The organism is Streptomyces sioyaensis (genome assembly GCF_004122735.1).
In the GTDB taxonomy this organism is placed as follows: Bacteria; Actinomycetota; Actinomycetes; order Streptomycetales; family Streptomycetaceae; genus Streptomyces; species Streptomyces sioyaensis.
Genome location: NZ_SDIF01000074.1, coordinates 21,493 through 32,238 on the forward strand (window position 1 = coordinate 21,493; position 10,746 = coordinate 32,238).

Consider the following 10,746-nt stretch of genomic DNA (forward strand, 5'->3'; position numbering starts at 1 on the left):
AGGGGTTTCCGTAAGGGAGTTAACGTTCCGAATCGGGCGCCGTGAGGTCGATCAGCCGGCACACGGTCTCGATGTCGATCTTCACCTGGGCGATCGAGGCCCGGCCCGACAGCCAGGTGATCAGCGCGGAGTGCCAGGTGTGCTCGATGACCCGGACCGCGGAGAGCTGTTCGGGGGTGGGCGCGGCGGGCGGCGTCGGCTCCTGCGCGGGGTGGCGCCCGGCGGCGGGCGGGGCCATCGCGTCGAGGATGATCGCGGTGGTCAGCCGGGAGACGGTGTCCACCTCGGGGCTCACCGAACGGTCGGCGAAGGTCAGCGCGCGCACCATCGCGTCCGCGAGATGCGGCTCGCGCTGCAGTGCGCGAAAGGCCCGCATCAGGGTCTGGGCGACCCGGGCGCCCGGCTCCTGCTCCGACGGCGGGCGCTTGCGCAGCGTCTCGTGCATGTGCTGGAGCTGGTCCTGCATGGTGGCGACCAGCAGATGCACCTTGGAGGGGAAGTAGCGGTAGAGGGTGCCGAGGGCGACGCCCGAGGACTCCGCGACCTCGCGCATCTGCACGGCGTCGAAGCCGCCACGGGACGCCAGCTTGGCGCTGGTGTGCAGGATGCGGCGGCGTCTGGCCTCCTGACGCTCGGTCAGGGGAGGACTCGCGGGAAGCGTCGGCCTGGCCGCCTTGGATTCCGTAGTCATATTTCCCATTCCGTGGCATTCCGTCCGCAATGCGGCGAGTGCCGGTGGTGTGATCGGCACAGCATGGCAGGGGGGCGGGTGGTGGCGCGAATCACCTGGTGCGGCTCTTTTCGCATCGTTCTCGGCCGGTAGATTCGGAGCTCGGTGAACTGATCAGTAGCCAATCAGTTCTGAAACTTGTTCTAGATTACCGCCAGCGGTTACGCTCCGGCGAAAGTCCAGTGAGAAGGGGGCCGAGCGTGACCGCAGAGGCCGTCCAGGCAGCCGCGCCTCGCCCCGCAGAGGCCCCCTCGGCCTCCGCCCCGGCCCATGGTGAGCGCCCCCTGCGCATCGCGATGCTCACGTATAAGGGGAACCCGTTCTGCGGCGGACAGGGCGTCTACGTACGCCATCTCTCCCGCGAACTGGCCCGGCTCGGCCACACCGTCGAGGTGATCGGCGCCCAGCCCTATCCCGTCGTCGACGACGGGGTGATCCTGACCGAGCTGCCGAGCCTGGACCTCTACCGCCAGCCGGACCCGTTCCGTACGCCGAAGCGCGGCGAGTACCGCGACTGGATCGACGCCCTTGAGGTCGGCACGATGTGGACCGGCGGCTTCCCCGAGCCGCTGACCTTCTCGCTGCGGGCCCGGCGCCATCTCGCCGCCCACCGCGGCCGGTTCGACGTCGTCCACGACAACCAGACCCTCGGCTACGGCCTGCTCGGCGGGCCCGGCGCGCTCGGTGCCCCGCTGGTCACCACCATCCACCACCCCATCACCGTCGACCGGCGGCTCGACCTGGCGGCGGCCAACGGCTGGAAGCGCCGCGCCTCCGTGCGCCGCTGGTACGGCTTCACCCGGATGCAGAAGCGCGTCGCCCGCCGGCTGCCGTCCGTGCTGACCGTCTCCGGCTCCTCCCGTCAGGAGATCGTCGACGACCTCGGCGTCCGCCCCGACCGCATCCACGTCGTCCACATCGGCGCCGACACCGAGCTGTTCTCGCCGGATCCCGCCGTCCCCGAGGTGCCCGGACGGATCGTCACCACCTCCAGTGCGGATGTGCCCCTCAAGGGTCTGATCCACCTCGTCGAGGCGCTCGCCAAGGTGCGCACCGAGCAGCCCGACGCCCATCTGGTGGTCGTCGGCAAGCGCGCCGACGACGGGCCGGTCGCCGCCGCCATCGAACGGCTCGGCCTGTCCGGCGCCATCGAATTCGTCAAGGGCATCACCGACGGCGAACTCGTCGACCTCGTCCGCGGCGCCCAGATCGCCTGCGTCCCCTCCCTCTACGAGGGCTTCTCACTGCCCGCCGCCGAGGCCATGGCCACCGGCACCCCGCTGCTGGCCACCACCGGCGGCGCCATCCCCGAGGTCGCCGGGCCGGACGGTGAGACCTGCCTGGCGGTGCCCCCGGGCGACGCCGACGCGCTGGCCGGCGGGCTGCTCCGCCTCCTGGGCGACGCCCCGTTGCGCCGCCGGCTCGGTGCGGCCGGCCGGGAGCGGGTGCTGGCCCGCTTCACCTGGCGGCAGGCCGCCCTCGGTACCGCCGAGCGCTACCGCGAGGCCATCGCCCTCCAGGGCGGCGCCGCCCGCACCCTCTCCGGCGCGCCCACCGCCACCGCGCCGAGCGCCGCCGGACGCGTCTAGCGGCCCGCCCGGCCCGTAGTTCCTTCGCAGCCACCACCGCCACCCACCGCCGGACGAAAGCAGAACGCCGTGCTGACCGTCGACTTTTCCCGCTTCCCGCTCGCCCCGGGCGACCGCGTGCTCGATCTGGGGTGCGGCGCCGGCCGGCACGCCTTCGAGTGCTACCGGCGCGGCGCGCAGGTCGTCGCCCTCGACCAGAACGGCGAGGAGATCCGCGAGGTCGCCAAGTGGTTCGCCGCGATGAAGGAGGCGGGCGAGGCCCCGGCGGGCGCCTCCGCCACCGCCATGGAGGGCGACGCGCTCAACCTGCCCTTCCCCGACGACAGTTTCGACGTCGTGATCATCTCCGAGGTGATGGAGCACATCCCGGACGACAAGGGCGTGCTCGCCGAGATGGTCCGGGTGCTGCGCCCCGGCGGCCGGATCGCCGTCACCGTGCCCCGCTACGGCCCCGAGAAGGTCTGCTGGGCCCTCAGCGACGCCTATCACGAGGTCGAGGGCGGCCACATCCGCATCTACCGAGGCGACGAACTGCTCGGCAAGATGCGGGAGGCGGGCCTGGAACCGTACGGCACGCACCACGCCCACGGGCTGCACAGCCCCTACTGGTGGCTCAAATGCGCCTTCGGGGTGGACAACGACAAGGCGCTGCCGGTGCAGGCGTACCACAAGCTGCTGGTCTGGGACATCATGAAGAAGCCGCTGGCCACCCGGCTCGCCGAACGGGCGCTCAACCCCGTCATCGGCAAGAGCTTCGTCGTCTACGCCACCAAGCCGCACCTTCCCGCGGCGCCCGACGCCGCGGAGGCGGACGAGCCCGCCGCCGCACCCGCCACGAAGGCCGCCGAGCCGGCCGCCGGGCGGACCGGCAAGTCCCGCACCTCCGCGCGGCCCGCCACCGCCAAGGCATCCGCCAAGACACCCGCCAAGTCCCCGGCGAAGCGCGGCGCTTCGTCCACCGCCAAGCCCTCCTCCGGGGCCGCCAAGTGACGAGTCCCGGGCGTACCGAACGGCTCGTCCTGCCGGGCGTGCTCACCGCCGACCAGGCTGCCCGCACGGTCGCCGGCATCCTCGCGACCCAGCGGCCGGACGGCGCCATCCCCTGGTTCCGGGGCCACCACCTCGACCCGTGGGACCACACCGAGGCCGCCATGGCCCTGGACGCGGCCGGCGAACACGAGCGCGCCGAGGCCGCGTACGACTGGCTGCTGCGGCACCAGAACCCGGACGGGTCCTGGTACGCGGCCTACGCCGACGGCGACGCCGCGGCCCCCACCGACCGCGGCCGGGAGACCAACTTCTGCGCCTACCTCGCGGTCGGCGTCTGGCACCACTTCCTGTCCACCGGCGACGAGGCCTTCCTCGACCGCATGTGGCCCGCGGTCCACTCGTCGATCGGATTCGTGCTGGAGCTCCAGCAGCCCGGCGGGGAGATCGGCTGGAAGCGCGAGGACGACGGCACACCGGTCAACGAGGCGCTGCTGACCGGCTCGTCCTCCATCTACCAGGCACTGCGCTGCGCCCTGGCCCTCGCCGACCAGCGCGAGGAGCCGCAGCCCGACTGGGAGCTGGCGGCCGGCCGGCTCGGCCATGCGATAAGCAGCCACCCCGAGCGGTTCCTGGACAAGGGCCGCTACTCCATGGACTGGTACTACCCGGTCCTGGGCGGCGCGGTTCGCGGCCAGCCGGCCAGGGACCGTATCGACGCCGACTGGGAACGCTTCGTCGTGCCCGGCCTGGGGGTGCGCTGCGTCCTGCCCAACCCCTGGGTCACCGGCGGCGAGAGCGCGGAACTGGCGCTGGCGCTGTGGGCGATGGGGGAGTCCGAGCGGGCCGTGCAGATCCTCAAGTGGATCCAGCACCTGCGCGCCGAGGACGGCATGTACTGGACCGGCTACGTCTTCGACGACGACGCGATCTGGCCCCGCGAACGCACCTCCTGGACCGCCGGTTCGCTGCTGCTCGCGGTCGCGGCCTTGGGCGGCGACGAGGCCACCACCACGGTCTTCGGCGGCGAACGGCTGCCGACGGGACTGGATCCGGACTGCTGCCGGTAGGAGGCCGGCGGGGGCGCGCCCGGAATGCGGAGGACGAGCCAGGGCGGCCGCACTAATGTGCGTCACATGACTCTTCAAGGCTCCCTCACCCACGAGGAATACTGCGACCGGCTCCTCGCCGAGACCGGCACGCTCCGCGAGATCGTGCGCAGCGCCGATCTCTCGGCGACCGTGCCGACCTGCCCCGACTGGACGCTGGCCGACCTCGTCCGGCATGTGGGCGGTGCGCACCGCTGGGTCGGCACGATCGTCGCCACCCGCGCCGCGGAGAGCGTCGACCCCGCCGACGTCCCCGAGGGGGCCGGGCCCGAGGGCGAGGACGCGGCGGCGCTGGACGCGTGGCTGGCGGCGGGCGTCGAGCAGACCGTCGCCGCGCTGCGGGAGGCCGGCCCCGATACGGAGGTGTGGAGCTGGACGCCGGCGCAGCACACCGGGTTCTGGGCCCGCCGGATGGCCCATGAGACGGTCATCCACCGGGCGGATGCCGCGCTCACCGCCGGTATCCCCTTCGACGTCCCGGCGCCGGTCGCCGCGGACTGTCTGGAGGAGTGGCTGCAGATCTGTGAACTGCCGCTGGTGGTGGCCCGCTTCGCCGAACGCGGGACCACGCTGTGCGGCCCCGGCCGGACGATTCACGTCCACGCCACCGACGCCCCGCCCGGCCTGAACGCCGAGTGGCTGCTCGACCTCACGGGCGAGGCGCCCACCCACCGCCGCACCCATGAAAAGGCGGCGGTCGCGCTGCGCGGCCCCCTCACCGACGTCCTGGCCGTCCTCTACCGCCGGCTGCCCGCCGACAGCGACCGGGTCGAGGTGCTGGGCGAGCGCGCGCTGCTCGACCAGTGGCTGTCGTGGGCGTCCTTCGGGTGAGCGGCCGGCCGCGGTCAGGAGCTCAGCCTGACAGGCGACGAGGGCACCGTCCAAAGATCGGCGGCGAGCGGCTCCCGACGGGGCTGGATCCGGACTGCCGACTGCCGTAGATGTCCGGATATTTCTTCGTCGGCGTATTACGGCCGACATTCTCCGGCCTATGCGTTGAATCCGAAATGGTGGAGTGCTTGCATTGCGTTTCTCGGACTATTAACGACAGGCCCTTGAAGCCTTTGGCCTCGGGATTGCGGTCTGATAGCCTTTTCAAGATCACTCCGTGACCGGGAGTGTGTTTGAAGGCGAGGGGGATATAAGTGAATCGCGAACGAGTATTCAGCGTGATCGCGGGTGCGGCCATTCTTGGTGTACTCGGTTCGGGTGTAGCGTCGGCTGCTCCGAAGGATGGCGCATCGAATGGCGATGTGTCCATCAAGGCCATCACGGCTCTTAAGCACGTTAAGAGGGCTGGCGAAGTCTGCGGTACTGACGTGATCGACAAGGAGACGGGTCGGGGCAAGACCACCTTGGTGATGAACGTCAAGAAGGGCGTGGCGAGCCAGGTCAGCGCGCAGATGGAAATCTCCAAGGGCGCGATATCTGCAGGCGTGGGATATGACGTCACGAAGTCCATTGAGGTCGCGAAGGAGACTCGCTTCGAAGTCCCCAAGGGAAAGTTTGGCACCATCGAGGCGTACGTGCAGTACGCCCTTTACCGCGGGGACATTTACACGAATAACGGGATGGGTGTGGACCCCAAGTTCCCGACCGGGAAGATGGCAACCGTGATGAAGCCGATCGGGGTTTGCTTCAACGAGTGGGCAAAATAGCCGCTTGGCGCTCGGATGCAGGCTACTGCCGTTGAAGTGGCACCTGGTGATTCAGGCGGGCGCCTCGCGAGCGGAGTCGGCGGGTGTCAGGAGTTGAGTTCGGCCAGCACCCGTAGCGTATGCGGGTCCGGTGCGGTGACCAGGAGGTCGCTGACCGGGCCCGCGCGCCACAACTCCAGCCGCTCGGCGATCCGTTCGCGCGGCCCGACCAGCGAGATCTCATCGGCGAAGGCGTCCGGTACGGCGCGTACCGCCTCCTCCTTACGGCCTTCGAGGAAGAGCCGCTGCACCCGCCGGGCCTCCTCCTCGAAGCCCATCCGCGCCATCAGATCGGCGTGGAAGTTCCTGGCGGCGTGTCCCATCCCGCCGATGTAGAAGCCGAGCATCGCCTTGACCGGCAACAGCCCCTCGGCGACGTCGGCACAGACCAGGGCGCGTGCCATGGGCGCGATGACGAAGCCGTCCGGGGCACCGGCCAGCGAGGCCCGGTAGACGTCGGTGCGCTGCGGCGACCAGTACAGCGGCAGCCAGCCGTCCGCGATCCGGGTCGTCTGGGCGATGTTCTTGGGCCCTTCCGCACCCAGCAGGACGGGGAGGCGGTCGCGCAGCGGGTGGGTGATGGCCTTGAGCGGTTTGCCCAGTCCGGTGCCGTCCGGGCCGCGATAGGGGTGCGGGTGGAAGACCCCGTCCGAGGTCACCGGCCCCTCCCGGCGCAGGACTTGCCGGATCACGTCCACGTATTCCCGGGTGGCGGTCAGCGGGCTCTTGGGGAACGGCCGCCCGTACCACCCCTCGACGACCTGCGGCCCCGACAGTCCCAGGCCCAGCAGCAGCCGGCCACCGGAGAGATGGTCGAGGGTCAGGGCGTGCATGGCGGTGGCGGTGGGGGTGCGGGCGGCCATCTGGACGATGCCGGTGCCGAGTTTGATCCGGGAGGTGTGGGCGCCGATCCAGGTCAGCGCGGTGAAGGCGTCCGAGCCCCAGGCCTCCGCGGTCCAGACCGAGTCATAGCCCAGACGCTCCGCCTCGCGGGCCAGTTCGAGGTGCCGGGGGTCCGGGCCGCGGCCCCAGTAGCCCAGGTGCAGACCGAGTCGCATGCTGATCGCCCCTCTTCTGCGGTGGCCGAGGGTTCCGGGGTGCGTGCTGGGTGCTGGACGATGAATGCTGACGGTGCGTCAGTTCGATCCGTGCCCGCGCACTGTACGACCGGGCGGCTGGGGGCGCAACGGGTGGTGGCCCGCTACCTGAGCCAGGCCGGCTCCAGCGACCGCACCTCGTCGCGGTGGCCCCGTACCAACTCGAAGAACTGCTCCGGGGCCGACTCGAACAAGGCACACAGGGAGACGTAGAGGCGATACGCCTCGTCGGGCATCTCGTACGGGCAGTGGACCGCCGCGCACTGCCACCAGTCGGACGTCGAGCTGACCAGCTGGACGCCGCACTGTGGGCACGGCGGAGCGGCTATTGAGGCTTGCTCGTCCCGCACCCGTAGCAGATCGCCCACCCGTCCTGGGTGGTCGTCATCTCCTGCCCACACTTCTCGCACGTCGCTCGCGTCTCGTACAGATCCTTGTTGCACTGCATCGGCCCTCCAAGGGGAGTGGTGATTCTGCCATTGACCAGTGAGTAACGGCAGACCTGCGGCCGGCCGTCGCCGCGGTGTACGGACGCCCCCGCTTCCCGCGGACGCACGGCAAAGCGCCCCGCCCCTGAGGGGCGAGGCGCCGAAGGACCGCTGGGTGTCCGGTGTCAGCCGCGCTGGATGCCGGTGGTGTCCTGCAGGACGCCTCGGCGGCCGTCCTGGGTCTGGGCGATCAGCGCCTGGCCGCGCTGCTCCACCGCGAGGTACCAGGTGCCGGGCGCCAGTTCGGCGATCGGCGCCGGCGAGCCGTCCTCGCCGTACAGCGGCCGCGCGACGGGCACCGCGAACCAGAACGGCGCGAAGTCCGCCGGGCTGCCGGCCGCCTGGGTGGCGCCGGCCGCGCCCCCGGCCGTCCCGTCGGCGGCGGGCGCCTGCTGGCCGTAGGTCTGGCCGCCCTGGGGCTGCTGCTGGCCGCCCGGGTAGCCGTAGCCCTGGCCCGCCTGCTGCTGGGCGCCGGGGTAGCCGTAACCCGGGTTGGGGCCCGCACCGTAAGGGGCCCCGGCGGGCTGCGGCTTGGGGGCGCCGATCAGGGCGACCTTGAGTGCCGGGACCAGCGGCGTGGCGACGGCGCCGCCGGCCAGGATCAGGGTGGCGATCAGGCCGATGATCAGGCCGGCGCCGGCGCTGGGGGAGTCGACGATGGTCCAGAACGCCGTCCACGCCGCGAAGATGCTGAGGGCGACACCGAACTGACCGAGGTCGAGCCCCGCGACCTTGCGCGGCTGCGGCAGCAGCCGGGTGAGGACGATGATCGCCGCGGCGATCACACCCGCCAAGTACACGCTCATGACGGTCCGCAGCGAGTCCCAGGCGTTCGGGCTGGAGTAATCCTGGGCCTGCTGGCAGTACTTGGCGGGCAGGCCGGAGCAGTCCGGGCCGCCGGTAAGGCTGAGGAACGAGGCGATGAACAGCAGCACCGCTGCTCCGATCACCACGCCGTCGCCTCGAGTGAGGGAGCGGATGTTCACGTAAAGGTCCTTTGTCGGTTCGTGGGTCCGGTCGTCGCTGTTGCGGTGCGCGCAGTGCGAGGCACGGCGGGGGCCACCCATCGTAAAGGGGAACCTGCCGCCGAATCCGGCGGGCTCTCGTGTTCGTTTCCCCGCGCGCACGGCAGCTCGTATCGGACCCGGTATCGGAGGGATTCGCAGCCGTTGCCGGCGGCCCGGTCAGTGCGTCAAGAAGTCCGTAATGCCCTCGGTGATCCCACGGGCTGCTTTCTGCCGCCAGTGTGCGTCGGTCAATTCCGCGGCGTCCTTCGGGTCACGCATATTCCCGCACTCGATGAACACCTTCGGCACGGTCGAGAGGTTGAGGCCGCCGAGATCGGAACGCACGTCGAGTCCGGTGCCGTGGCCGATGTAATTGGACGGTGCGCTCCCGGTGACCGCGCGGAACCGGCCGGCCAGCCGCTCGCCCAGCCGCCGCGAGGGCGCCACGATCGCGGCGGTGTCGGCCGGTCCGGCCGTGACGCGCGCCGGGAGTATGACGTGGAAACCGCGGTTCCCCGGGGCCGAGCCGTCGGCGTGGAGGGAGAGCGCGGCGTCGGCGTGCGCCTTGTTCCCGACGGCGGCGCGCTCGTCCACGCACGGCCCGTACCGGTGGTCGCCGTCCTGGGTGAAGACGACCTTGGCGCCCTCTTCCTGGAGGAGGGTGCGGACGCGGTGGGCGACGTCCAGCGTGAACGACGCCTCGGCGTAGCCGTCGTCGGTGGAGGTGCCGGTGGTGTCGCACTCCTTGCGGGCGTTGCCGATGTCCACCTGCCGGGCGATCTCCCGCCCGTGATCACGGTTGTGCGGATTGTGGCCCGGGTCGAGGAGCACGACCTTGCCCTTGAGGCTGCCGTGCGAAGCGCCCTTGCCCGGGTCGCGGCCGGTGCCGCCGGGGCCGCTCGCGCCCGCGGCCCCGCTGCCCGGCGACCGGCTCGCGGCGGGCGGCCCGGCTCCGTGCGCCGGCCCGCCGTCGCCGCCCGACGTCCGCCAGAGCAGCCAGCCCCCCAGGCCGGCGACCACGACGGTGGTCAGTACGGCGAGGAGGGCGCCGCGCAGGCGGCGGTGCGGTGGGTAAGTACTGCCGTTCGACACGTCCGCGATGGTAGCCGCCTCAGATGCCGGACCCGGTGCGCCGCAGAACGTGCAGCGAACCGTGGGACGACACCTCGGTGAACGCACCGGACTCAAGCGCCCTGCGGTAGATGCGGTACGGGGCCTGGCCGCCGTCCGCCGGGTCCGCGAACACATCGTGGATCACCAGCAGTCCGCCGGGTGCGAGATGCGGCGCCCAGCCCTCGTAGTCGGCGCCGGCGTGCTCGTCGGTGTGCCCGCCGTCGATGAAGACCAGGCCGACCGGGGCCTGCCAGACGGCCGCGACCTGCGGCGACCGGCCCACCAGGGCGATCACCTGGTCCTCCAGGCCCGCGGCGTGCAGGGTGCGGCGGAAGGTGGGCAGGGTGTCCATCCGGCCGACCTCCGGGTCGACGACACTCGGATCGTGGTACTCCCAGCCGGGCTGCTGCTCCTCGCTGCCCCGGTGGTGGTCCACGGTGACGGCCATCACCCCGCCCGTGCGCGCGGCGTCCGCGAGCAGGATCGTGGACCGGCCGCAGTACGTGCCGACCTCCACCAGCGGCAGCCCGAGCGTCGCCGCCTCGGCCGCCGCCGCGTACAGGGCGAGGCCCTCGTCCACGGGCATGAAGCCCTTCGCCGCCTCGAACGCGGCGAGTATCTCCGGCTGCGGAGCGGTCGGAGCCGTGGGAGCGGGCATGGGCTTCCTCCTGAGGGTGCGGTCAGGGGCTCATCGTGCCGTACGGGGTGGGGCGGGCGGTGTGCGGGTGGGTGCTGTGCGGGGGCCCGGGCCGGACATTCGGATATCGGCACGGGGCTCGGAATTCCTGACCCCGGGGACCCGCGTTTGTATCGCCCTCAGGCGTGTATCGCTCTCCCGATCCCCGATCCCCGATCCCCGATGCCCGATCCCCGATGCCCAAAGCGGCAAATTCGCATGCGGGGGAGTAGAGGGGGAGAGGCGCCGGGGC

At 71.4% G+C, this 10,746-nt stretch carries 11 protein-coding genes; 5 read left to right on the forward strand and 6 right to left on the reverse strand.

Annotation, left to right across the window (positions count from 1 at the left end; genetic code table 11):
- Positions 1 to 19: 19 nt before the first annotated feature.
- Positions 20 to 691 (reverse strand): TetR family transcriptional regulator, encoded by a 672-nt coding sequence (locus EST54_RS22860; RefSeq protein ID WP_129249598.1) that lies wholly within the window; start codon positions 689 to 691, stop codon positions 20 to 22.
- Positions 692 to 930: 239 nt separating this feature from the next.
- Between EST54_RS22860 and EST54_RS22865 the strand changes: the two genes are divergently transcribed.
- The 5 genes from EST54_RS22865 to EST54_RS22885 all read left to right on the forward strand — a co-directional run bounded on the left by EST54_RS22865 (position 931) and on the right by EST54_RS22885 (position 6,073).
- Positions 931 to 2,319, forward strand: a complete 1,389-nt coding sequence (locus EST54_RS22865; protein WP_129249599.1) for a glycosyltransferase family 4 protein — start codon at positions 931 to 933, stop codon at positions 2,317 to 2,319.
- Between the two features lie 69 nt (positions 2,320 to 2,388).
- The gene (locus tag EST54_RS22870) at positions 2,389 to 3,309 is read left to right on the forward strand and encodes a class I SAM-dependent methyltransferase (protein ID WP_129249600.1); all 921 of its coding nucleotides are present in this window, start codon (positions 2,389 to 2,391) and stop codon (positions 3,307 to 3,309) included.
- Positions 3,306 to 4,376, forward strand: coding sequence for a prenyltransferase/squalene oxidase repeat-containing protein (locus EST54_RS22875; RefSeq protein WP_129249601.1), 1,071 nt, complete (start codon positions 3,306 to 3,308; stop codon positions 4,374 to 4,376). Before EST54_RS22870 ends, EST54_RS22875 begins: the two co-directional genes overlap by 4 nt.
- Positions 4,377 to 4,442: 66 nt before the next feature.
- The gene (locus EST54_RS22880; protein ID WP_129249602.1) at positions 4,443 to 5,246 is read left to right on the forward strand and encodes a maleylpyruvate isomerase family mycothiol-dependent enzyme; all 804 of its coding nucleotides are present in this window, start codon (positions 4,443 to 4,445) and stop codon (positions 5,244 to 5,246) included.
- A gap of 422 nt (positions 5,247 to 5,668) precedes the next feature.
- On the forward strand, positions 5,669 to 6,073 hold the full coding sequence (locus EST54_RS22885) for a hypothetical protein (protein WP_217371195.1): 405 nt from the start codon (positions 5,669 to 5,671) through the stop codon (positions 6,071 to 6,073).
- A gap of 86 nt (positions 6,074 to 6,159) precedes the next feature.
- Here EST54_RS22885 and EST54_RS22890 read toward each other — a convergent pair whose 3' ends face one another.
- The 5 genes from EST54_RS22890 to EST54_RS22910 form a co-directional block, all read right to left on the reverse strand.
- A complete protein-coding gene (locus EST54_RS22890; RefSeq protein ID WP_129249604.1) occupies positions 6,160 to 7,170 on the reverse strand; it encodes an LLM class F420-dependent oxidoreductase in 1,011 nt (336 codons plus the stop codon).
- 143 nt (positions 7,171 to 7,313) lie between these two features.
- Positions 7,314 to 7,619, reverse strand: a complete 306-nt coding sequence (locus tag EST54_RS22895) for a single stranded DNA-binding domain-containing protein (RefSeq protein ID WP_129249605.1) — start codon at positions 7,617 to 7,619, stop codon at positions 7,314 to 7,316.
- Positions 7,620 to 7,822: 203 nt separating this feature from the next.
- Positions 7,823 to 8,683 carry a DUF5336 domain-containing protein gene (locus EST54_RS22900; protein ID WP_129249606.1) on the reverse strand — a complete coding sequence of 287 codons (861 nt, stop codon included), beginning with the start codon at positions 8,681 to 8,683 and terminating at the stop codon, positions 7,823 to 7,825.
- A gap of 198 nt (positions 8,684 to 8,881) precedes the next feature.
- Positions 8,882 to 9,796 (reverse strand): N-acetylmuramoyl-L-alanine amidase, encoded by a 915-nt coding sequence (locus tag EST54_RS22905; protein WP_129249607.1) that lies wholly within the window; start codon positions 9,794 to 9,796, stop codon positions 8,882 to 8,884.
- Positions 9,797 to 9,815: 19 nt separating this feature from the next.
- Positions 9,816 to 10,475: a class I SAM-dependent methyltransferase gene (locus EST54_RS22910; protein WP_129249608.1), complete on the reverse strand. Its 660-nt coding sequence runs from the start codon at positions 10,473 to 10,475 to the stop codon at positions 9,816 to 9,818.
- Between the last annotated feature and the right edge of the window lie 271 nt (positions 10,476 to 10,746).